Raw genomic sequence first — 22,669 nt, forward strand, 5'->3', positions numbered from 1 at the left:
GTCAGGGAAACACCCAGTCTCCATTCCGAACCTGGAAGTTAAGCCTGACAGCGCCGATGGTACTGCGACCGGTAGGTCGTGGGAGAGTAGGACGTCGCCGGACATTCACACTGTTAAGGGCCACCCATCCACTGGGTGGCCCTTAATGCATGTGCCTGTACTTTTGTCTGAGCGCTGTTTTCCCTCGTACGACCGATAGGAGTCACCGTGGCTACGCCACCTCGCAACCCCCGCTCTGGCCCGGGCGATCGCTCCGGCCGTGGTTCGTCCGGCGGATCGGGTCGTGCCGGCGGCGGACGGTCCGGAAACACCGGCGGCCCCCGCTCCGGCGGCTCGAGTTCGAGCTCCGGCCCCCGCGGCGGCAGCTCTTCCGGCGCCCCGCGCGGCGGCAGCTCCTCTGGTGCTCCGCGAGGTGGTTCCGGCGGCTCCTACGGAGGCGGCTCTGACGGCGGCTCCCGTGGCGGCTCTTCCGGCGGCTCGTACGGAGCTGGCTCTGGTGGTAGCTCCCGCGGTGGTTCGTCGGGCGGCTCCTCCTACGGGGGCGGCTCAGGCGGCGGTTCTCGTGGTGGCTCTTCTGGTGGTTCCTACAGTGGCGGCTCCGGTGGTGGGTCCCGTGGCGGTTCCACTGGTGGTTCCGGTGGTGGGGCCCGTGGTGGGTCTTCGTGGAGTGCTTCCGGTGATGGACGGAGTGGGGCTCCTCGTACTGGTGGGTCGACTGGTGGTCCGCGCAGTGGTGGGCCGCGCCGGGACGACAAGCCGGCTCCGAAGCGGAACACGCGCTGGGATGACAAGGGCGATCCGGGCCGCGACCCGTTCCGTGGGCAGCTGTCCGACCGCGATGACCGTGGTCCGCGTCGCGACGACCGCTCGGGCCTAGGCTCCGACGGCCGCTCCGCGCCGCGTGGCGGCGACCGTGGTGGCGCCGGCCGCGACGACCGCGGCGGCTACAACCGCGATGAGCGCTCCGCGCCCGGTCGCGAGGACCGTGGCGGTTACAACCGCGACGACCGTTCTGCAGCCCCGCGTCGGGACGACCGCAGTGCTCCGCAGCGCGACGACCGCGGTGGCTACAACCGTGACGATCGCTCCGCGCCTCGGCGTGACGACCGGAGTGCGCCGCAGCGCGATGACCGCGGCGGCTACAGCCGTGATGAGCGTTCCGCGCCTCGGCGCGATGAGCGCAGTGCACCGCAGCGTGACGACCGTGGTGGGTACAGCCGTGACGAGCGCAGTGCGCCCCGTCGTGATGACCGGAGTGCGCCGCAGCGGGATGACCGTGGCGGCTACAGCCGTGATGAGCGTTCGGCGCCGCGCAGTGCGCCTCGGCGGGATGATCGTGGTGCGCCTAAGCGCGATGACCGTGGCGGGTATCAGAGTGGGCCGCGGTCTGCGCCGCCTCGGGATGGTCGGCCTACTGGCTTCAAGGGTGGCGCGCGGACCGGGCCGCGGAGTGATGACCGTACGGGGTCTGTGCCTCGGCGGGATGAGCGGACCGGGTACCAGGAGTCGGCTCCTCGCGATGACCGTGGACCGCGTCGGGATGACCGGTCCGGGCCTCGGCGTGAAGAGCGTGGTGGCCGGGGGCGGAACGACCGTGAGCGTGGCGGTCGTGGCACCGGACGTCAGGACGAAGAGAAGGTCGGTCCGCGCAGGGACGACCCGATCATTCCGGTCGGGATCACCGGTGCGGAGCTCGACAAGGGGATGAAGGCTGAGCTTCGGTCGTTGCCGCGCACCCTTGCCGACCTGGTCGCACAGCACCTGGTCGCATCCGGCCGGTTCCTGGACGACGACCCGGACCTCGCCTACCTGCACGCCAAGACGGCGCGGCGGCTCGCGGCGCGGCTCGGCGGAGTACGGGAGGCTGTGGCGATCACGGCGTACCTGTCTGAGCACTATGCCGAGGCGCTGACCGAGTTCCGTGCGGTCCGGCGGATGACCGGCAACCACGAGATCTTGCCGGCGATGGCGGACTGTGAGCGGGCACTCGGTCACCCGGAGAAGGCGCTGGCGCTGTCGCGCGAGAAGCAGGTGATCGAGCTCGAAGAAGGTTCGCAGATGGAGATGCTGATCGTGGCGGCCGGGGCCCGGCGCGACATGGGTCAGACGGCGGCGGCGATCCAGACGCTCGAGATCCCCGAGCTGACCAAGCGGACCCGGGCGGAGTGGTTGCCGCGTCTGCGGTACGCGTACGCCGATGCGCTGGCCGAGGCCGGCCGGACCGAAGAGGCGCTGACGTGGTTCCACCGCGCGGCCGGCTCGGACGCCGACGGCTCGACCGGAGCAGCCGAGCGCGCGGCTGAACTCGAAGGCCTCAAGTTCACCGACCTCGACACCGACGAAGACGAGATCACCGTCGACGTAATCGACGACCACGCCGACGCCAACTCCGAGGACGAAGGCAACCAGTCCGACGACGACACCGACGAGTCTGACGACGAGTCCGACGACGAAGACGACGAAGGCGACGACGAAGCTGACGTTGACGACGAGGCTGACGCGGACGACGAAGCCGAGGCTGACGCGGACGACGAAGGCGACGACGCCGACGAGGTCGACGAGGTCGAGGACGGCTCCCAGGACGATGAGTCCGAGGACGACGACTCCGAGGGTGACGAGGCTGCGGACGATGAGTCCGCGGTCGATGGGAAGTCGAAGGACTGACCTGGCTGGATCTGGTAACTGAACGGCCCGGGTGGGTGGTGGAGAAATCCGCTGCCTACCCGGGCCGTTCGTCTTGTCCGGGGGCGGGCGGCGTGGCGGGGCATGGCCTCTGGTCAGCGACGAGAATGGGGCGATGGCGGACACGGTGAGCTCGGCGCGAGACGACCAGACGGCCGAAGCACAGCCCGGTACGCCGGGAACCGGCGAGCCGGCTGCGCCCGAAGCTGCTGAGGCAGCTCCACCTGGGGTTGGTGAGCCGGCTGTGCCTGGAATCGGTGAGCTGGTTGCGCCGGGGGGTCGTGAGTCGACGCCGTCGGCAGGTGAGGCGACAGTGGCGGCTGGTGAGGTGGGTCGGGCTGTTGTGGGTGGTGGGGAGTTGTTGGTGGGGGAGTTGGTGGGGCGGGCTGTTGGGAAGGGGGCTAGGCGGCTTGTCAAGGCGGTGGGGATGGTGGAGCGGGGGGAAGATGACGCGATTCATCAGGTGCGGGTGTCGTGCCGGCGGTTGCGGAGTGATCTGAAGTTGTTCCGGAAGGTGCTGGCGGGGGAGTGGAGCGGCGAGCTACGGGATGAGCTGGCTTGGCTGGCCAACAGTTGTGGTGAAGCGCGCGATCTCGAGGTGATCGCGGAGTTGGTGCGCGATGGCGTGACCAGCGAGGACGATCCGGATCATGTGGGGACGATTCTCGGGACGTTGACGATCGGGCTGGAGCGAGCCGGCGCACGGTCGGCGGAGGTCGTCACAGGTGAGCGAACCGCCTTGCTGGTGGCCAATCTGAAGGCTGTCGCGGCCGCGCCTGAGCTGAACGAGAAGGCCTCGAAGTCCTGCGCCGAGGTGCTGCCCAAGCTGCTGACGGCGGCGCAGAGGAAGTTCAGCGAATCGGCCGACCTGCTGAAGCCGTGGACGCCGGATGACGACTGGCACGAGGTGCGGTTGCTGGCGAAGCGGGTTCGGTACGCGGCTGACACCACTGCGTCGGTGCTTGGCGATGAGGCGCGGGAGGCCGCAGTACAGGCGGCGAAGTTCCAGGAGTTGCTGGGCCAGCATCAGGACCACTGCGCGGCTGCCGACGCGCTGACCGCGCTGGCGAAGGAGGCGGCTGCTCAGAGCGATGCTGAGCTGTCGTTCACTCTCGGGCGGCTGACTGAGCGACACCGCGCAGCCCGCAAACCACTCCGCGAGGAGTTCCTCAGCCAGTACCACCGGCCGTAAGCCGCCAGAACCAGCAGCCGAACTAGCTGAGCATCCGGAACAGCAGCCCCACGCGCGGCTTGGGACCGAACGAGGTCGCCTTCTGCGGCAGTACGACGCCGCGCACGGCCGACCGCAGCACCTGGTCCATCCGCGGCGCTACAAGCTCCACTGCGGCCTGCTGTGGCCCAGCGAGGGCTACTGCGTCCGTCAGCGCGTGGTGGAAGGTGATCTCGTCTGCGGGCACTCCCCAGGCCGGCAGCAGCTCCCTGTGCAGCAGGGCGACCGTAGGAGTCACCTGCCCCTCTGTGGACTGCAGTGTCACCCAGGAGGTGCCGTCGGTGATCGCGATGCGATCCGGCACGCCCTCCACCCGACCAGGCAGCACCCGCCAGCCACTCGGTGTACGGGACGACACCAACTCCAGCGTGAGCCCCGGGACGACGCGGTGGATCGGGTCGAGGGTCAGCGGGTGCCGCTCGTTGTCGACGAGCATGGCCAGGCCGACATCGGTGCCGTCGCGGTTGGGGTCGCGCCGGTTGCGTTCCAGGTACGCCGCGTAGCGGTGGTGACCGTCGGCGATCAGCGCCTCGTGCGTCGCCAGCTCGTCGGCGATCTTGGCCAGCAGGTCCGGGTCCTCGATCCGCCAGATTCGGTGGTGGGCGCCGTTCTCGGTGTCGGCAACCAGCCAGGGCTCGCCCGCGCGGGCCTCGTCGACGGCGTCGCTTGCCACCCGGCCACCGTTGTAGGCGAGCAGGATCGGCTCCAGATCGGCGTCGGTCGCCTCCATCAGCTCGAACCGGTCGTCGACCCAGTGCGGCATCACGTCCTCGTGCGGCAGCACCACCCGGCGGCCGGGATCGAGCGCGAGTGCCCCGACCAGGCCGCACAGTACGGCGCCCTGGAACTGCTGCTCGTACACGTAAAGCGCGGGGCTGCGGTCCTGGATCACCACCCCTTGGTGCTGCCAGTCGGCGAGTCTGCGCGCGGGCTCGTCGTACCGGCCGGGACCCAGGTCGGGATCGCGTGGAAGGATGAGCCTCACCATGTTGTGGAGATCAGAGTCAGTCAGCCGCCGGACGATGGCGGGTTCCAGTACGTCGTACGGCGGCGAGGTCACCGCGCCGAGGCCGCTCACCTTGCCCGCGACGAACCGCCAGGCCCGCAGCGGCTCGAGCCGCAGCACGCTTGCGGACGCTTCTGACATGGGCGGCATCGTACGGGGGGAAGCATGACCAAGGCGCAGGAATCGCCCGCTCCACTGTCGGCTTGTGACGAACCGCTCGCCGGCCGGTACGACGTGGCGCTGCTCGACCTGGATGGCGTGGTCTACGTCGGCCCCGACCCGGTCCCGGACGCGCCGGAGAATCTGCGCAAGGCCGCCGCGGAGGGGATGCGGATCGGCTACATCACCAACAACGCGAGCCGGCCGGCCTCCGTGGTCGCCGAGCACCTGGCGTCGTTCGGGCTGGACGTGATCGGCGAGGACGTCGTCACCTCCGCGCAGGCGGCGGCGAAGCTGATCGCGAAGGAGTTCCCGAAGGGTTCGCCGGTGCTCGTGGTCGGTGGCGAGGGGCTGATCGCGGCGCTGGAGGAGTATGAGCTGCGGCCGGTCCGGAGCAGCGACGCGCACCCGGTCGCCGTCGTCCAGGGGTTTCATCCTGATGTGAACTGGGTGATGCTCGCGGACGGCGCGCACGCGATCAACGAGGGCGCCAAGTGGTACGCGACGAATCTTGATCTGACCATCCCGACCGCGGGCGGCAAGGCTCCTGGAAACGGGACGCTGGTCCAGGCGGTACGGGCGGCTGTCGAGGTCGATCCGATCGTGGCCGGCAAGCCGGAGACGCCGTTGCTGGAGACGAGCATCGAGCGGCTGAAGGCCGAGCGGCCGTTGATGATCGGGGACCGGCTGGACTCCGACATCGCCGGCGCGCACAACGTCGGGATCGCGAGCCTGTGGGTTGCCACCGGCGTACACGATGCCTATGACCTCGCTGCGGCGCCGAAGAACGAGCGGCCGACGTACATCGGGGCCGGGCTCGGTGCTTTGCGGCAGAAGCATCCGGGGGTGACGGTCGACGGCGGCAAGCACAGCTGCGAGGGCTGGACGGCTTCGGTTGTTGACGGCGCAGTGGCTGTGACGGGCGAGGGCGAGCCGTACGACGGGCTGCGGGCGATCCTGTCGGCGACCTGGGCGGCGGTGGACGCTCCGGCCAAGTCGGTCGCCAAGACAGCCTCGAAGGGCGCGGCCCGGGGGCGGCGGCCGCTGCCGAAGCCGGCGCCGGAGCTGGGCTCGATCAAGATCGGCGAGGCGCTGCACCGGGTGGGCCTGGACAAATAGCCCGGCTGGGCCGTACGGACCGGCACAGCGGGACACTGGCACGGGTGGGCTGGTATTGCGGCCGTGGCGCGATACCGTGGCTGGCAACCAAGCCTGACCGGTGGGGTGCAGAATCAAGCACGGAGGTTTCTCATGGTGATGGATGCATTGCGCGGCTACGTACAGCTCGCGAACGGTCTGACCGAGGTGACGAAGCAGCGTGCGCAGCAGGCCGCGAAGGCGTTGTTGCAGCAGACCGGCGCGGACGCGCTGACGGCCGGCGTGACCACCAAGGTGAGCGACCTGGCCGAGGAGATCGTTGCCACCAGCAAGAGCAACCGGCAGTTGCTGCAGGCGATCGTGGCGAACGAGGTCGAGGGCGCGGTGGCGCGGCTCGGGTTCGTCCGGTCCGAGGAGGTCGCGGCGCTGAGCCGGCGGGTCGATGGGCTGGAGCGCGAGCTGTCCGAGGCGAATGACGCGCTGGCGGCCGCCGCTGTCTCTGCTCCGGCGCCCGCTGCTGCCGCTTCGAAGCCGGCGGCGAAGAAGGCTGCCGCGGTGAAGACGCCGCCGGTCAAGAAGGCCGCTGCGAAGAAGACTGCGGCCAAGAAGACCGTGGCAACCAAGACGGCGACCAAGACTGCAGTGAAGAAGACGGCCAAGAAGGCCCCGGCGAAGAAGGCGTGACGTGACCGACTACCCCGGCGAGCAGTTCCCCCCGGCAGTCGACCCCGACGTCGAGCCGGGCCGCGAGCCCCGGCCCGGCGAGAACGCCGAGCCCGACTACGACACCGAGCCCGGCCCGGACTCGCACACCCCGTGGGTCAACCCGACCCTCCAGGGCCGCCCGCACACGGACCCCCTGCTGGCCGGCTTCACCGTCTACGGCGACCCCACCCCAGAGCCAGACCCCGAAGAAGACACCGAACAAGCCTTCGAGGCCTCCCTGGAAGAGCCAGAACGCCACTCCTTCGTAGACGACGGCCCGGACGACTGGTCAGACGACACCTCTGCAGCGGGCGACGAGCCGGTGCCGGTAGCGCCGAGCGCTGGGGCAGCAGGAGGCTCCACACCGGGCTCTGCATTCCCCCGGCCTGCGGGTCCAACCCCCGGGCAGGCGTTCCCTCGGCCGGCGGCCACGTCTGCCACTCAGTCGTATACCCAGCAGACTCCGGCTGCACCAGCTCCGCGGCCCGGGGCGTATGTGCCCGGCGCGCCTGCGGCCCCGCGACCGGCGGCTCCGTCGTACACCCAGCAGGCACCGGCTGCACCGACGCCTGCACCTCCAGTGCCTGCTGCGCCCGCGCCTTCGGCTCCTCGGCCTGTGGTGCCGGTGCCTGCCGCGCCTGCGGCCGTAGTACGGGCTGAGGAGCGTGGCGAGGACGAGGTGCATCCGTTGGTTGAGGAGACCATGGAGCGGTTGGATGGGTTGCGTGACAAGCCGGTGGGCGAGCATGCGGACGTTTATGCGGATCTGCATGAGCGGCTGCAGAGTGCTTTGGTGGAGGCGGACGCCGACCATGGCGACCGGGGTTGAGTGACCGCGGGGACTAGGGCGTGTCTCCTAATTCCCTGCGTGCTGCGCGGCACTCGGCACGGCACCTCGCACCGAGCACCTGCTCGCGACTGCAGGGAATTAGGAGACACGCCCTAATGGCTAAAGGGGTGAAGCGGTCCCGGCTCGATGCCGAGCTGGTACGGCGTGGGCTGGCGCGATCGCGGGAGCAGGCCAGTGAGCTGGTGCTGGCGGGCAAGGTGAAGGTGGCCGGGACGGTGGCGACCAAGCCCGCGACCGGTGTCGGCGTGGATGCGGCGATCCTGGTCGACACGTCCGAGACGGATGATCCGGGATACGCGAGCCGCGGCGCGCACAAGCTGGTCGGTGCGCTGGAGGCGTTCAGCGAAGTACAGGTGAAGGATCGCCGGTGTCTGGACGCGGGTGCGTCCACTGGCGGGTTCACCGACGTACTGCTCAGGAACGGCGCGGCGAGTGTGATCGCGGTCGACGTCGGCTACGGGCAGCTCGTCTGGGCGCTGCAGACCGACGAGCGCGTCACCGTGATGGACCGCACCAACGTCCGCACGCTGACCCTCGAGGACATCGGCGGCGATCCGGTCGAGCTGGTCGTCAGCGACCTCAGCTTCATCTCGCTCACGATCGTGCTGCCGGCGCTGCTCGCAGTGGTCGAACCCGACGGCGACCTGGTGCTGATGGTCAAGCCGCAGTTCGAGGTCGGCAAGGAGCGGCTGGGCAAGGGCGGCGTCGTCCGGGACCCGGTACTCCGCGCCGACGCCGTCCGTGGCGTGGCCCGGAAAGCGGCCGATCTCGGCTGGGGGGTGGCCGGTGTCGCGGCCAGTCCGTTGCCGGGTCCGTCAGGAAATGTCGAATACTTCCTGTGGATACGCCGTACAGCGCCGCCGCTCGATGAGACGATGCTGCGGACCGCCATCGAGAGCGGGCCGCAGTGACCCCACCCCGACAGCTACCCGCAGCAGGACGGCCCGCACGACGACGTGGCGGTGCCGATGAGCGAGAGGCAGGTCCCCGTGGTTGAGCCGGCGCCCGAACCGCGGCGCGTGCTGCTGGTGACGCACACCGGCCGCGACCTGGCCGTGGAGGTCGCCCGCGAGGCGCACCGGTTGCTGACCGACGCCGGGCTGCTGGTCAGGTTGCTGACCGAAGAGTTCGAGGCGATGAAGCTCGACCCGGTCGAGATCGCCGACGATCCGGCCAAGGCGGCCCAGGACGTCGAGCTGATCATCGTGCTCGGTGGCGACGGCTCGATCCTGCGCGCGGCCGAGCTGGCCCGCCCGCACGGTACGCCGGTACTGGGCGTGAACCTCGGCCATGTCGGGTTCCTCGCCGAGGCCGAGCGCGACGACCTGGAGCGGATCGTCGACGTGGTGGTCGAGCGCAGCTACACGGTCGAGGAGCGGATGACGCTCGCGGTCGACGTCTGGCACGAGGACGAGCTGATCTTCGACACCTGGGCGCTCAACGAGGCCAGCGTCGAGAAGGCGGCTCGCGAGAAGATGCTCGAGGTGATGGTCGAGGTCGACGGCCGGCCGCTGTCGCGCTGGGGTTGCGACGGGGTAGTGGTCGCGACGCCGACCGGCAGTACGGCGTACTCGTTCTCTGCCGGCGGACCGATCGTCTGGCCCGAGGTTGAGGCGATCCTGATGGTTCCGCTCAGCGCGCACGCGTTGTTCTCCCGGCCGATCGTGGTGGCGCCGACGTCGCAGTTGTCGATCGAGCTGATCGCCGCCTGGCACGGGCGCGGGGTGCTGTGGTGCGACGGCCGGCGGATGGTCGAGGTACCACCGGGTGCGGTGATCCAGGTCCGGCGCGGCAAGACCCCGGTCCGGCTGGCGAGGGCGCACGAATCGTCCTTCACCGATCGGCTGGTGGCCAAGTTCGATCTACCGGTGCTCGGCTGGCGCGGCCGCGCCGAGCGCGACCAGGCTTTACAAGAGGAGAACTAGACCATGCTCTCGGAGATCCGCATCACCGGACTGGGCGTGATCGAGGACGCGACGCTGGAGCTCGATCCGGGCTTCACCGCGGTCACCGGCGAGACCGGGGCCGGTAAGACGATGGTCGTGACGGGCGTGAACATGCTGCTCGGCGGTCGCGCCGACAGCGGCCTGGTCCGGCACGGGGTCCGGCGGGCCCGGGTCGAGGGGCGCGCGAGCAACGTGCCGAAGTCGATCGTGAAGCAGGCCGAGGACCGTGGCGGTGAGCTGGACGACGACGAGCTGCTGATCGCGCGCGAGCTGTCGTCCGAGGGCCGGTCGCGAGCCTTCCTGGGTGGCGCCTCGGTGCCGGTGTCGGTGCTGGCCGAGGTGTCGGGTGACCTGGTCGCGATCCACGGCCAGGCCGATCAATGGCGGTTGCTGCAGCCGGCTAGGCAGCGCGAGACGCTGGACACCTTTGCGGGCAAGCCGGTTCTCGTTCCGCTGGGGGAGTACGCCTCGGCGTACAAGCGGCACCGCGAGATCGACAACGAGCTGACCGAGCTGACCACGCGCGAGCGCGACCGGCTGGCCGAGGCCGATTTGCTGCGCTTCGGGCTGCGGGAGATCGCCAAGGCAGAGCCGTTGCCAGGCGAGGATGTCGAGCTGGCAGCCGAGGAAGAGCGACTCGCTTACGCCGACGGCCTTCGTACTGCGGCAACGACAGCGGCCGACGCACTCGCCGCGGAGGACATCGAGTCCACCCGGCCGAGCGACGTACTCGGTCTGCTCGCCCTCGCGAAGCAGGCGCTGGATGCGGAGCGCGAGCATGACGAGAAGCTGGCAGGGCTGGCCGATCGCGCGAGCGAACTCGGGTACCTCGCCGCGGACCTGGCCGGCGAGCTCTCGTCGTACGCGTCGGATGTGGACACGGATCCCGCGCGGCTCTCCGTGGTGAGTGAGCGGCGATCGCTGCTGACGGCGCTGGCTCGCAAGCACGGCGCCGAGCAGGGCACGGTCGAGGAGGTACTGGAGTGGGCGAAGCGGGCCACTGCGCGACTGGCCGAGCTGGAGGGCAGCGATGAGCGCGTCGAGCAGCTCACCGCGGAGCTGACCGAACTGCGGGCCCAGCTGAAGGATCTCGGCGACCAGGTCGGTACTGCGCGCCGCGAGGCGGCGGCCCGGCTGGGCGTCGCCGTGTCGGAGGAGCTGAGCGGGCTGGCGATGCCGCACGCGAAGTTGACGGTGGACATTCACGAGACCACGCCCGGGCCGTTCGGAGCGGACGAGATCGAGTTCTGTTTCGCGGCGAACCCGGGCAGTCCGGCGCGGCCGCTGCAGAAGGCCGCCTCGGGTGGTGAGCTGTCGCGGGTGATGCTGGCGCTCGAGGTGATCCTGTCGGACACCCACCCGGTGCCGACGCTGGTGTTCGACGAGATCGACGCCGGGATCGGTGGCCGGGCCGCGGTGGAGGTCGGCAAGCGGCTGGCGCGGCTGGCGGAGAAGGCGCAGGTGATCGTCGTGACGCACCTGCCGCAGGTGGCGGCCTTCGCGGATCGGCACGCCGTGGTGCTGAAGAGCGACGACGGCTCCGTCACCACGAGTGGTCTGGTGGCACTGGACGACGACGCCCGGCTGAAAGAGCTGTCCCGGATGATGGCCGGCCTGGAGAACTCCGACGCGGCCCAGGCGCATGCGGAAGAACTGCTGGCCCTGGCTGCGGAGCGTCACAAGAAGGGCAAGAAGAAGAAATAGCAGTGCGGGTGGGGTGGAAGAAGTCTGGTTCAAAAGGATGATTTAACGCGCTGTCACCGGGGCGCTAGTGCAGCAATGGCTGCCCTGGCACCTCAAAAGGCGGGCGGAGGGCTCTTGACATGGCAGGATGAGTAAGCGATGAAGCTGCCCAGACTGCGGAGAGCACGCCCACCTGAACTGCCCGGGATCGCCGGAGTGGTCCGGCTGGATCGGCGTACCAAGAATCTCACCAAACGGCTCAAGCCGGGTGAGATCGCGGTCATCGATCACGTCGACCTGGACCGGGTCAGCGCCGAGGCGCTGGTCGACTGCAAGGTCGTCGCGGTCGTCAACGTGGCCGACTCGATCTCCGGGCGCTACCCGAACCTCGGTCCCGAGATCCTGGTCGAGGCGGGGATCCCGCTGGTCGACGGGGTCGGCCGCGAGGTCTTCTCGGTACTGCACGAGGGCGAGCGGATCCGGCTGCACGACGGGATCATGTACCGCGGTGAGGAAGTCGTCGCCAAGGGTGTCGTCCAGGACAGCGAGACCGTCGCCCAGTTGATGGACGACGCCCGCGCGGGCCTGTCGACCCAGCTCGAGGCTTTCACGGCCAACACCCTGGAGTACTTGCGCCAGGAGCGCGACCTGCTGCTGGACGGCATCGGCGTACCGGCCGTGCACACGGCGATGGACGGCAAGCACGTGCTGATCGTGGTCCGCGGTTACGACTACCGCGAAGACCTGGTCGCCCTCCGGCCGTACATCCGCGAGTACCGGCCGGTCCTGATCGGCGTCGACGGCGGCGCGGACGCCCTGGTGGAGAACGGCTACGTCCCCGACCTGATCGTCGGCGACATGGACTCGGTCAAGGACGAGACGCTCAAGTGCGGCGCCGAGGTCGTCGTGCACGCGTACCGCAACGGCCATGCGCCGGGGTCGGAGCGGCTGGAGCGGCTCGGCATTGACTCGATCGAGTTCCCGGCCACCGGGACCAGCGAGGACGTCGCGATGCTGCTCGCCGATTCCAAGGGCGCCTCGCTGATCGTCGCGGTCGGCACCCACAACTCGCTGGTGGAGTTCCTCGACAAGGGCCGGTCCGGAATGGCCAGCACGTTCATCACGAGACTGCGGGTCGGTGCGAAGCTGGTGGACGCCAAGGGCGTCGGCCGGCTCTATCGCAGCCGCGTCTCGTCCATGCAGGTCGTCGCGCTGATCGCGGCCGGCCTGTTCGCGCTCGGGGTGGCGATGGTGGCCATCGGCGCCGACGATGTGCTCTGGTCGATCCTGCGGGCGCGCTGGAACGACTTCGTCTACTGGATCCGGGAGCTGTTCACGTGATCGACTTTCGCTACCACATCGTCTCCATCGTGGCGATCTTCTTCGCCCTAGGCGCCGGTGTGGTGCTGGGGGCCGGGCCGCTGAAAGGCGCCGGCAGCGACCTCGTCCAGGCCCAGGCCGACAAGGACCGGGCCACGGTCGAGGACCAGCGCGAGCAGTTGATCCAGGCCAAGGCGCTGGACAAGTACCGCGACGACTATGTCGCCAAGGTGACCGCGGGCCTGACCGACGGCAAGCTGACCGGCAAGCAGATCGTGCTGGTCACGATGCCGAACGCCGCCAGCGACATGACGGATTCGATCCAGGACGCGGTCGAGCAGGCCGGCGGCCAGGTCACCACCCGGGTCTCGCTGGACAGCAAGCTGTTCGACCCGGGACAGCGCCAGCTGGTCGAGCCGCTGGTCAACGACCTCGTCACCAGTGACATCGACTTCCCGAAGGAGAGCAACACCTACCAGCGGGCCGGGATGATCCTGGCCCGCGGGGTGGCCGCCAAGGAAGGGGCCAAGATCGTCGACTCGGACGCGCTCAAGATCATCAACGGGCTGGCCAGTGCGAAGCTGGTGTCGCTGAAGACCCCGAAGGACCGGGCCAGCCTGATCGTCGTGGTGGCCGCCAAACCGCCGACGCCGCTCCCGGACAACTCCTCGTACAACGACGCGGTCGACTTCGCCGAGGGTCTCGACGGGGCCAGCGCGGGTGTGGTGGTCGCCGGGACGCCCGAGTCCGCTCAGAACGGCGGGCTGCTGAAGTCGCTGCGCGGCGACGCCGACGCGACCAAGGTGCTGTCCTCGGTCGACGTCGCGAACCTGCCGAGCGGTCAGATGACGGTCGTCTTCGCGCTGGTCGAGCAGGCCACTGGCAAGGCGGGGCAGTACGGCGGGATCGATGCGAAGAACGGCGTCGCGCCGTCGGCCGACATGGTGAAGGGCAACAACTGAGATGGGTCTGTTGGGTGCGGTGATCGGTGCTGCCGCGACGGCCGGGCTGGAGCGCGCGGCGGCGAAACTGCCGAAGGAGAGCCGCGCGCCGTTCGAGCGGACCAACCACCGTGGCGAGACGGTCACGCTGCTGGAAGGTCCGATCGCGGTGCTCGGCGCGCTCGCCGGAGTCGCTGCTTCGCGATCGGATGGACGGGTGAAGGCGGCTGCGCTGCTGGCGGGCTCGATCTCCGGTGCTGTCGGCGCGTATGACGACCTCGCGGGAGCCACCGAAACCAAGGGCTTTCGCGGTCACCTGACGGCTTTGCGCCGCGGCGAGGTGACCAGCGGTGCGGTGAAGATTCTCGGTGTCGGCGTGGCCGGCCTGGCTGCGGCGGCGTTGCTGCCGCGCCGCTCCAAAGGCTTCGGCGCCGCGGTCGAGATCGTTGCCGACGGCGCCTTGATCGCCGGTACGGCGAACCTCGCGAACCTGCTCGACCTTCGCCCGGGGCGCGCGTTGAAGGGCATCGCCGCGGTGAGTGCTCCGGTCGCACTGGTTGCCGGTGGGCCTGCTGCCGCAGTAGTCGGTGCCGCGGTTGCTGCTGCGCCTTCGGACCTCGGCGAGCGTTCGATGCTCGGCGACTGCGGAGCCAACGGCCTCGGCGCGATCACCGGTACTGCGCTCGCGTCCGCGCTGCCGCGACCGCTGAAGGTGCTCGCCCTGGGCGTGGTCGTCGCGCTCAACCTGGCCAGCGAGAAGGTCAGCTTCACCAAGGTGATCGCGAACACGCCGGTCCTCGACAAGATCGACCAGTGGGGCCGACGACCCCGGTGAGGGGCTGCAACATCTCGCGGGTGACGCTGTGAGCACGGGCGGGCGGATCGCCCGGGCCGCGCTGCTCGTCGCCGGTGTGACGGTCCTTGCGCGGGTGGTCGGGTTCGCGCGGTGGCTGGTCTTCTCCAAGACTGTCGGCGCGGGCTGTCTGGCCGATGCCTATGCGACGGCGAACCAGTTGCCGAACGTCGTCTTCGAGATCGTCGTCGGTGGTGCTCTGGCCGGCGCGGTCATCCCCGTGCTCGCGGGCCCGGTGGCGCGTGGCGACCGGGCTGCTCAAGGGCGGATCATCGGCGCGCTGCTGACCTGGTCGCTCGTGCTGCTGACCCCGTTCGCCTTGCTGGCTTGGCTTTTCGCCTCGCACTACACGTCGGCGATGCTCGACGCGGGCCCCGAGTGTGCCGGGTCCGGCAACACGGCGACCCGGATGCTGTTGATCTTCGTGCCGCAGGTCTTCGGCTACGCGATCACTGTGGTCGCTACGGCCGTACTGCAGTCCCACAAGCGTTTCGCTGCAGGCGCAGTCGCTCCACTGATCTCCAGCCTCGTCGTGGTGGCGACCTACTTCCTCTTCGCCGCCGCGGCTCCCAGTGCCGACCAGGCATCGCAGGGCGCCGCCGACCTGCTCGCCTGGGGTACTACAGCCGGTGTTCTCGCACTAGCGCTCACCGTCCTCGTGCCAATGCTCTTCCTCCGCCTGCCGATCAAGCCCACGCTCCGGCTCGACCCTGGCGTCGGCCCGGTACTACGCAAGCTCGCTGCCGCTGGCCTCGCCGTACTGGTCGCCCAGCAACTGGCCTTCGTCGTCACCACCTACCTGGCCAACCACCGAGGTGCAGCAGGCAGCATCGCGGTCTACACCTGGGCCAACGCGGTCTACCTGCTGCCCTACGCAGTACTGGCTGTGCCGATCACCACTGCGGTCTTCCCGCGCTTGGCGGCCGCATTTGAATCCGGGGAGTCGGCCGCCTTCGACCTGTACGCCGCTACGTCGACGCGGGCGGTGATGCTCGCCGGGGGAGCGGGCGCTGCCCTGCTGGTCGGTACTGCGGTTCCGGTCGCACGCATCTTCGCCTACAACGACGGGCGGGTGCAGGAAGCCCAGGCCTCGTCGTTGGGTGCAGGTCTCGTCGCCTTCGCTCCCGCGATCATCGCCTTCGCAGTGCTCATGCATCTCGGCCGGGTGCTCTATGCGCGGCATGCCGGGCGGCAGGTCGCGGTAGTGACCGGTGGCGCCTGGCTGGTCGTTGCTGTCGCCGGGATTCTGCTGACGCTGCGGTGGGATGGCGCCGACGCAGTAGGGGCTCTGGCGGCAGCCATGTCGATCGGGATGGTCGTCGGCGCCCTAGTGCTGCTGGTGGTCCTGCGGCAGGTAGCGGGAGCCGCAGTGCTCAGTGGGCTGCCTCGTGCAACGCTTGCCGCGCTCGTCGGCGCAGTACTGGCCGGTGCGGCCGGGTGGCTGGTTGCACTGCCTGCCGACGACGGTGGCTGGGAGAGTGCCCTGCTGTTCTCGGTACTGTCCGGCCTGGCCGTTGTGATCGTGTACGCCGTGATCGCGGTCGCCCTGGACCGTCCGGACGCCCGAGCGCTGCTGCGCCGTGGTGTGCCAACCGTTGTGGAGGAGAAGGCATGAGGATCGGCTTGCTGCTGGCAGAGTCCCGGGGCGGGATCGGGCAGCACGTCGCGTCGCTGGTGCCGCGCTACTTCGCGGCCGGTCATGAGGTGGTCGTCTGCGCCCCACCTGGTACTGCGGACCACTTCGACTTCGGCGACGCCACTGTCGTAGTACAAGCTGCGGGACTGCGTGGGTGCGACGTGATCCACGCCCACGGCTACCGGGCCGGTACTGCGGCTCTGCGCGACCGGTCCCGCCTGAGGCCGCTCGTGGTGACCTGGCACAACGCGATCCTGACCACTGGGCCGCGTGGAGTGGTCATGCGGCTCGGGCAGCGGTTGGTTGCTCGCGGAGCCGACCTGACTCTAGGAGCGTCTAGTGACCTCGTTGAGCTCGCCGAGTCGCTGGGTGCCCGGAAGGTGCAGTTGGCGCCGGTAGCCGCGCCTGCGCTGCCGGAGGCCCGTACGTCGGCTGCGGAGGCCCGCGAGGCCCTCGGGCTGGGGGACGGGCCGCTGGTGCTCTCAGTGGGCCGGCTGGCCCCGCAGAAGGACTACCCGACGCTGCTCTCGGTGGCGGCCTCGGTGGCGGCCTCGGTGGCGGCTGAGCTGCCGGACGTGGTCTTCGCCGTTGTCGGCGACGGGCCGCTCAAGGAGAACCTGCAGGCGCGGATCGACGCTGAGGGCCTCCCCGTGCGCCTGCTGGGCCACCGGAGCGACGTGGCCGACCTGCTGGGCGCGGCGGACGTGTTCCTGCTGACCTCGCACTGGGAGGCGCGCGCTCTGGTGATCCAGGAGGCGATCCAGGCGGGCGTACCGGTCGTGGCGACGGCGGTCGGCGGCGTACCGGAGTTGGTGGGGGACAGCGCGGTTCTGGCTGCTCCGGGCGACGCGGCGGGGCTGGCGGCCGGAGTACTGGAAGTTTTTTCTGACCCGGAGAAAGCGGCCGCTATGCGGACAACAGGCTTGAAGTTGGCCGCTGGATGGCCGGACGAAGACGAAACCGCAAAGAATCTGCTCACCATCTACGCGGGTCTCGTCGCGACCACTGGCTGACAAGAGGTAGCCTTAAAGCCCGTGGACAGAGCTTCGAGCGGGCAGCAGACAAAGCACGTATTCGTCACCGGTGGCGTGGCCTCCAGTCTCGGCAAGGGGCTGACAGCGTCAAGCCTCGGCAGCCTGCTGACGGCACGGGGCATCCGGGTCACCATGCAGAAGCTGGATCCCTATCTCAATGTGGATCCCGGCACGATGAACCCGTTCCAGCACGGCGAGGTGTTCATCACCAACGATGGCGCCGAGACCGACCTGGACATCGGGCACTACGAGCGTTTCCTCGACCGGGACCTGTCCCAGGTCGCCAACGTCACCACCGGCCAGGTCTACTCGTCGGTGATCGCGAAGGAACGCCGCGGCGAGTACCTGGGCGACACCGTCCAGGTGATCCCGCACATCACCAACGAGATCAAGGACCGGATGCTGGCGATGGCCGGCGCCGACGTCGACGTGGTGCTGCACGAGATCGGCGGCACGGTCGGCGACATCGAGTCGCTGCCGTTCCTCGAGGCCGCGCGCCAGGTCCGGCACGACGTCGGCCGCGACAACGTCTTCTTCCTGCACATCTCGCTGGTGCCCTACATGGCCCCCAGCGGTGAGCTGAAGACCAAGCCGACCCAGCACTCGGTCAACGCGCTGCGGTCGATCGGTATCCAGCCCGACGCGATCGTGTGCCGCGCGGACCGGCCGATCCCGGACGGCGTGAAGCGCAAGATCTCGCTGATGTGCGACGTCGACGTCGAGGCCGTGGTGGCCGCGCCGGACGCGCCGAGCATCTACGACATCCCGAAGGTGCTGCACGCCGAGGGGCTGGACGCGTTCGTCGTCCGGCGGCTGAACCTGCCGTTCCGCGACGTCGACTGGACCCGCTGGGACGAGCTGCTGCGGGTCGTGCACCACCCGGCCGACCAGGTCACGGTCGCGCTGGTCGGCAAGTACATCGACCTGCCGGACGCGTACCTGTCGGTCGCCGAGGCGCTGCGGGCCGGCGGTTTCGACAACGACGCCAAGGTCAACCTGCGCTGGATCGCCTCCGACGAGTGCGCCACCCCCGAGGCGGCCGCGCGGCTGCTCGGGGACGTGGACGCGATCTGCATCCCGGGCGGCTTCGGCGTCCGCGGGATCGAGGGCAAGATCGGCGCCATCCGGTACGCCCGGGAGACCGGCGTACCGATCCTCGGCCTGTGTCTCGGGCTGCAGTGCATGGTGATCGAGGTGGCCCGCGACCTGGCCGGCCTGGCCGACGCGAACTCGACCGAGTTCGACCCCGACGCGGAGCAGCCGGTGGTCGCGACGATGGAGGAGCAGAAGCACATCGTCGACGGCACGGGCGATCTCGGCGGCACGATGCGGCTCGGGCTCTACCCGGCGAACCTGACCGAGGGCTCGATCGTCCGCGGCCTGTACAACGCTCCGTCGATCCAGGAGCGGCACCGGCACCGCTACGAGGTCAACAACGCCTACCGCGACAAGCTGGAGGCCGCCGGCCTGGTGTTCAGCGGCCTGTCGCCGGACCACGAGCTGGTCGAGTTCATCGAGCTGGACCGCGCACAGCACCCGTACTTCGTCGCCACCCAGGCGCACCCGGAGCTCCGCTCGCGGCCGACCAGGCCGCATCCGTTGTTCTCCGGCCTGATCGCTGCCGCTCTGGTCCGCCAGCGCGAGTCGCGGTTGCCGGTCGAGGGCCTGGCCAAGCCGGCCGCGAAGCCCGCCTCTGCCGCCAAGGATTCTGCCGCCAAGGATTCTGGCGCCAAGGGCAAGGCCGCTGCGGGCAAGCCTTCCGAGGTCGAGGTCGAGGTCGAGGTCGAGGCTGCGGTTGCCGAGACGGCGAAGGCACGATGAACGACCACCCGGTACTCCGCTTCGGCGCCGGGCTGGCCGACTCCCGGGAGTCGTGGGAGGTCTCGTCGTCCGAGGTCGTCCACTCGACCGGCCGGGTGATCTCGGTCCGCCGCGATCAGATCGTCCCGCCCAACGATGGCGAGACCTTCACCCGGGACGTGGTCGTGCACCCCGGCGCTGTCGGGGTGGTGGCGCTCGACCCCGACAACCGGATGCTGCTGGTACGGCAGTACCGGCATCCAGTTGGGTACCGCCTTCTCGAGCCGCCCGCGGGGCTTCTCGACGTACAGGGGGAGGCGTACCAGCTCGGTGCCGAGCGCGAGCTGTGGGAAGAGGCAGCCACCAAGGCAGCCGACTGGCGGGTCCTGGTGGACGCCTTCACGTCACCAGGCCTCACCAATGAAGCGGTCCGCATCTTCCTGGCCAGGGAGCTGTCCGAGGCCCCCGAGACCTACGACCGCCTCCACGAGGAAGCCGACATGGAGACGGTCTGGGCACCACTGGTCGACGTAGTAGGCGCAGTACTGGCCGGCGACCTCCACAACCCCATCCTCGTCATGGGCGCCCTCTCAGCCTGGGCAGCCCTCAACGGCCCCGGCTTCAACAACCTCCGCCCCGCCGACACCCCCTGGCCCGCCAAAGACTGACCCACGCGCCCTCGCCCCGGCCCCAGCCTCCTGAGCGCATGGCCACCGGCCGGGTCGGGCTGGGTTGGCGTCGTTTCAGGGGTTAACCCCTGAGATGGCGGGTTGCACGTCCAGATTCTCAGTAGGCAACCCGCCGGTTGAGGGGTTAACCCCTGAGACGGGGTACGCGCCCGGGCTGGGGAAGCTTTCCCTGGAGTGGTTCTCAGGCTGTGGTTGGGGTGCGGAAGGTTCGGCGGTAGGTGTCTGGGGGGACTCCTACTACTCGCTTGAACTGGCGGCGGAGGGTGGTGGATGTGCCCATGCCGGTGGCTGTGGCGACTGATTCGATGCTGTCGGTGGTGGACTCCAGGAGCTCTTGGGCTCGGCGTACGCGTTGGGTCAGGAGCCACTGGAGTGGGGTTTGGCCGGTTACTGCGCGGAACTGGCGGCCTAGGTTGCGGGAGCTCATGCTGGCTTGCCGGGCAAGGTCGGTCACCGTCAGCGGCTCGTCCAGGCGCTGCTGGGCCCAGGCGAGCAGGCCGGCCAGTAGGTGGTCGCCGCTGACCTGCATCGGGGTTGCCACGAACTGCGCCTGACCGCCGGGCCGGTGGGGTGGCATGACCAGGCGGCGGGCGACTGTGTTGGCGATGATGGCGCCGTGGTCCAGGTGGATCAGGTGGATGCACAGGTCCACCGCGGCCGCCTTGCCTGCTGCGGTCAGCACGCTGCCGTTGTCCGTGTAGAGCACGTCCGGGTCGACAGTGGCCTCTGGGTGGCGGGCAGTGAGCTCCGCGGTGTGCGCCCAATGAGTGGTGGCGCGGCGGCCGTCCAGTAGGCCGGCGGCGCCGAGTGCGAAGGCCCCGGTGCACAGCGACGCGATCCGGGCGCCCGCGTCGTGGGCTGCGCGGATCGCGTCGACCAGCTCGGCCGGCGGCGGTACGTCGACGTCTGCGCAAGCTGGTACGAGCACGGTGTCGGCCGTGACGAGGCGATCCAGCCCGTACTCGGGCTCCAGCGTGAAAGGCCCGACTTCCACGGGTCCGGGCCCGCACAGCAGGACGTCGTACCAGTCGTCACGGGCGAGCTCCTCGGGCGGCGTACGGAAGATCTCGTAGGCCACTCCCAGCTCGAAATGCAGGAGCTGACCGGCCATCGCCAGCGCGATCGTGTGCATGTCCGAAAGTGTACGCATGCTGTCGTTCCGGACTCTCACGGAAAGTGTCCGATCCCGGCCACAGTGGACACATGCAGACAGCGAAGGCAGTAGTGGTCTACGGCGCGACCGGGCACACCGGCCGCTTCATCGTCGCCGAACTGGTCGAACGGGGCTTCGTCCCGATCCTGTCCGGCCGGGACGCGGCGCGCCTCGAAGTACTGGCCAAGGAGTACGACGGTCTGGCCGTGCGCCCGGCCACGGCCGACGATCCGGAATCCCTCGACCGAGCGCTCGAAGGCGCCGCAGCGGTCATCAACGCCGCCGGCCCCTTCGCCGTGACAGCCGGCCCAGTGGTCGAGGCCGCGTTGCGCGCACGCATCCCGTACGTCGACGTCGCGGCCGAGATCGAAGCGAACGCGGACATGTTCGCCGACTACGCGGAGCCGGCCCGCCAGGCGGGTGTGGTGGTAGTACCGGCGATGGCCTTCTATGGCGGCCTCGGTGACTTGCTCGTGTCGGCGGCCATGGGTGACTGGACCAGCGCTGACGAGGCCCACATCGCTTACGGCCTGACCAGTTGGCATCCGACACCCGGCACCCGCAGCGCGGGCGCGGTGTCCCACGAGCGCCGCGCCGGCCGCCGCGTGCGCTTCAGCGAGGGCCAACTGCGGTACCACGACGACCAGCCGGTGCAGCAGGACTGGGACTTCCCGGAGCCACTAGGGCGACGCCAGGTGGTCGCAGAGTTCACCATGGCCGACGTAGTCACCGTCCCCAGCCACCTGTCGATCCCAGAGGTCCGCAACTACATGTCGATCGAAGCAGCCAAGGACCTGTCCGACGAGGACACCCCCGCACCGGTAGCCGCCGACGCCGAAGGGCGTTCGGACCAGACCTTCGTAGTAGACGTCGTTGTCCGAGCGGGCGACGCCGAGCGTCGTATCACCGCCCACGGCCGAGACATCTACGCAGTCACCGCACCACTGGCAGTAGAGGCCGTCCACCGCATCCTGACGGGCCGTACCCGAACCACCGGAGTCGCCTCGGCCGGCAGCATCTTCCATGCCGACGACTTCCTCCGGTCGCTGAGTCCCACCCTGTCCATCAAGTAATACACAGCCGCCGGGACCCAGTTGGGCCCCGGCGGCTGTGGCTGTGATTGTCAGAAGGCCAGGCGGAGGGCTAGGAGGATGTCGGTCTTGCGGTTGGGGGTGCCGTCTACCGGGGCCGGTTCTTCTGGGGTGGGCTTGACGCCGGCGGCGGCTACCTTGTCGATGGCCTTGAGGCCGAGGCGGTCCACCGAGCCGAAGACGGTGTAGTCGGGGCGGAGGCGGGAGTCGCCGAAGACCAGGAAGAACTGGCTGCCGTTGGTGGCGGGGCCGGCGTTGGCCATTGCCAGCGTGCCGCGGGCGTAGACCTTGCGGGTGCCGGTGGTGTCGCCGGGCCAGTTGGGCAGGTCGGTCGGGAGTTCGTCCTTGTAGGAGTAGCCCGGGCCGCGCTCACCGGTACCGGTCGGGTCGCCGCACTGCAGCACCTTGAGGGTGTCGTAGAGGGTCAGCCGGTGACAGGTGGTGAAGTTGTAGAAGCGGCTCTTGGCCAGGTGCAGGAAGCTCTGCACCGTACAGGGCGCCTTCGCCCGGTCCAGCGACAGCAGCATCGGGCCCTGGTTGGTCGCCAGCAGCACCTTGACGATGCCCTTGTCCGGCGTGTGCTTGGGGTCCGGCGGCAACGACACCGGCCGCGGCGACGGGTCGTCGGGCGTCGCGACGTACCCGCAGGGACCGCTAGTCGTCTTCGCCGCAGCGGCAGCGGGCGCCTGGGTAGCGTCTGCGGGCTGCGCCAGCGCAGCACCGGCCGGTGCTACCAGGCCTGCGACGGTCAGCGCCGCGCAGGCGATGACACTGGTGGCTCTCATCGATGGG

General features: G+C 69.5%; 20 protein-coding genes and 1 rRNA gene. 18 read left to right on the forward strand and 3 right to left on the reverse strand.

Features of this window, described 5'->3' with window-relative positions:
• From rrf to G3I17_RS23370, 4 genes are all read left to right on the forward strand, one after another.
• Window positions 1-103, forward strand: a 5S ribosomal RNA gene (gene rrf / locus G3I17_RS23355); the annotation flags it as partial.
• A 972-nt stretch (window positions 104-1,075) separates the two neighbouring features.
• Window positions 1,076-1,708, forward strand: coding sequence for a hypothetical protein (locus G3I17_RS23360; RefSeq protein WP_164599711.1), 633 nt, complete (start codon window positions 1,076-1,078; stop codon window positions 1,706-1,708).
• Window positions 1,705-2,664 (forward strand): hypothetical protein, encoded by a 960-nt coding sequence (locus tag G3I17_RS23365; RefSeq protein WP_203590640.1) that lies wholly within the window; start codon window positions 1,705-1,707, stop codon window positions 2,662-2,664. The genes G3I17_RS23360 and G3I17_RS23365 overlap by 4 nt, the downstream gene beginning before the upstream one ends.
• A gap of 133 nt (window positions 2,665-2,797) precedes the next feature.
• Window positions 2,798-3,874 carry a CHAD domain-containing protein gene (locus G3I17_RS23370; RefSeq protein ID WP_275402525.1) on the forward strand — a complete coding sequence of 359 codons (1,077 nt, stop codon included), beginning with the start codon at window positions 2,798-2,800 and terminating at the stop codon, window positions 3,872-3,874.
• Window positions 3,875-3,896: 22 nt separating this feature from the next.
• On the opposite strand, the gene G3I17_RS23375 is transcribed toward G3I17_RS23370, so the two are convergent.
• The gene (locus G3I17_RS23375; RefSeq protein ID WP_164599713.1) at window positions 3,897-5,060 is read right to left on the reverse strand and encodes a DUF1015 domain-containing protein; all 1,164 of its coding nucleotides are present in this window, start codon (window positions 5,058-5,060) and stop codon (window positions 3,897-3,899) included.
• Between the two features lie 24 nt (window positions 5,061-5,084).
• Here G3I17_RS23375 and G3I17_RS23380 point away from each other — a divergent pair, with 24 nt between their 5' ends.
• From G3I17_RS23380 to G3I17_RS23440, 13 genes are all read left to right on the forward strand, one after another.
• On the forward strand, window positions 5,085-6,197 hold the full coding sequence (locus G3I17_RS23380; RefSeq protein WP_164599714.1) for an HAD-IIA family hydrolase: 1,113 nt from the start codon (window positions 5,085-5,087) through the stop codon (window positions 6,195-6,197).
• Window positions 6,198-6,329: 132 nt separating this feature from the next.
• Window positions 6,330-6,860 (forward strand): phasin family protein, encoded by a 531-nt coding sequence (locus tag G3I17_RS23385; RefSeq protein WP_164599715.1) that lies wholly within the window; start codon window positions 6,330-6,332, stop codon window positions 6,858-6,860.
• 1 nt (window position 6,861) lies between these two features.
• Window positions 6,862-7,710 (forward strand): hypothetical protein, encoded by an 849-nt coding sequence (locus G3I17_RS23390; RefSeq protein WP_164599716.1) that lies wholly within the window; start codon window positions 6,862-6,864, stop codon window positions 7,708-7,710.
• A gap of 116 nt (window positions 7,711-7,826) precedes the next feature.
• Window positions 7,827-8,642, forward strand: a complete 816-nt coding sequence (locus G3I17_RS23395) for a TlyA family RNA methyltransferase (protein WP_164599717.1) — start codon at window positions 7,827-7,829, stop codon at window positions 8,640-8,642.
• A 57-nt stretch (window positions 8,643-8,699) separates the two neighbouring features.
• Complete coding sequence (locus tag G3I17_RS23400) at window positions 8,700-9,656, forward strand: NAD kinase (RefSeq protein WP_164599718.1); 957 nt, start codon at window positions 8,700-8,702, stop codon at window positions 9,654-9,656.
• 3 nt (window positions 9,657-9,659) lie between these two features.
• Window positions 9,660-11,381 carry a DNA repair protein RecN gene (gene recN / locus G3I17_RS23405; RefSeq protein ID WP_164599719.1) on the forward strand — a complete coding sequence of 574 codons (1,722 nt, stop codon included), beginning with the start codon at window positions 9,660-9,662 and terminating at the stop codon, window positions 11,379-11,381.
• Window positions 11,382-11,519: 138 nt separating this feature from the next.
• Complete coding sequence (steA, locus tag G3I17_RS23410; protein WP_164599720.1) at window positions 11,520-12,701, forward strand: putative cytokinetic ring protein SteA; 1,182 nt, start codon at window positions 11,520-11,522, stop codon at window positions 12,699-12,701.
• The gene (locus tag G3I17_RS23415) at window positions 12,698-13,642 is read left to right on the forward strand and encodes a copper transporter (RefSeq protein ID WP_164599721.1); all 945 of its coding nucleotides are present in this window, start codon (window positions 12,698-12,700) and stop codon (window positions 13,640-13,642) included. The genes steA and G3I17_RS23415 overlap by 4 nt, the downstream gene beginning before the upstream one ends.
• A 1-nt stretch (window position 13,643) precedes the next feature.
• On the forward strand, window positions 13,644-14,456 hold the full coding sequence (locus tag G3I17_RS23420; RefSeq protein ID WP_164599722.1) for a hypothetical protein: 813 nt from the start codon (window positions 13,644-13,646) through the stop codon (window positions 14,454-14,456).
• Between the two features lie 28 nt (window positions 14,457-14,484).
• Window positions 14,485-16,089, forward strand: a complete 1,605-nt coding sequence (locus G3I17_RS23425; protein WP_164599723.1) for a lipid II flippase MurJ — start codon at window positions 14,485-14,487, stop codon at window positions 16,087-16,089.
• Window positions 16,086-17,123 carry a glycosyltransferase family 4 protein gene (locus tag G3I17_RS23430; RefSeq protein ID WP_164599724.1) on the forward strand — a complete coding sequence of 346 codons (1,038 nt, stop codon included), beginning with the start codon at window positions 16,086-16,088 and terminating at the stop codon, window positions 17,121-17,123. Before G3I17_RS23425 ends, G3I17_RS23430 begins: the two co-directional genes overlap by 4 nt.
• A gap of 21 nt (window positions 17,124-17,144) precedes the next feature.
• The gene (locus G3I17_RS23435) at window positions 17,145-18,965 is read left to right on the forward strand and encodes a CTP synthase (protein ID WP_343238387.1); all 1,821 of its coding nucleotides are present in this window, start codon (window positions 17,145-17,147) and stop codon (window positions 18,963-18,965) included.
• Window positions 18,962-19,612, forward strand: a complete 651-nt coding sequence (locus G3I17_RS23440) for an NUDIX hydrolase (protein ID WP_164599725.1) — start codon at window positions 18,962-18,964, stop codon at window positions 19,610-19,612. The genes G3I17_RS23435 and G3I17_RS23440 overlap by 4 nt, the downstream gene beginning before the upstream one ends.
• A 202-nt stretch (window positions 19,613-19,814) precedes the next feature.
• Here the strand turns inward: G3I17_RS23440 and G3I17_RS23445 are convergent, their stop codons facing one another.
• Window positions 19,815-20,765 carry a helix-turn-helix domain-containing protein gene (locus G3I17_RS23445; protein ID WP_164599726.1) on the reverse strand — a complete coding sequence of 317 codons (951 nt, stop codon included), beginning with the start codon at window positions 20,763-20,765 and terminating at the stop codon, window positions 19,815-19,817.
• Between the two features lie 71 nt (window positions 20,766-20,836).
• On the opposite strand from G3I17_RS23445, the gene G3I17_RS23450 reads away from it, so the two are divergent.
• Window positions 20,837-21,859, forward strand: coding sequence for a saccharopine dehydrogenase NADP-binding domain-containing protein (locus tag G3I17_RS23450; protein ID WP_164599727.1), 1,023 nt, complete (start codon window positions 20,837-20,839; stop codon window positions 21,857-21,859).
• 50 nt (window positions 21,860-21,909) lie between these two features.
• Here G3I17_RS23450 and G3I17_RS23455 read toward each other — a convergent pair whose 3' ends face one another.
• Window positions 21,910-22,662 carry a peptidylprolyl isomerase gene (locus G3I17_RS23455; protein WP_164599728.1) on the reverse strand — a complete coding sequence of 251 codons (753 nt, stop codon included), beginning with the start codon at window positions 22,660-22,662 and terminating at the stop codon, window positions 21,910-21,912.
• Window positions 22,663-22,669 lie beyond the last annotated feature (7 nt).

The sequence above is a fragment of the Streptomyces sp. SID13031 genome (assembly GCF_010548305.1).
Classification (GTDB): Bacteria; Actinomycetota; Actinomycetes; order Propionibacteriales; family Kribbellaceae; genus Kribbella.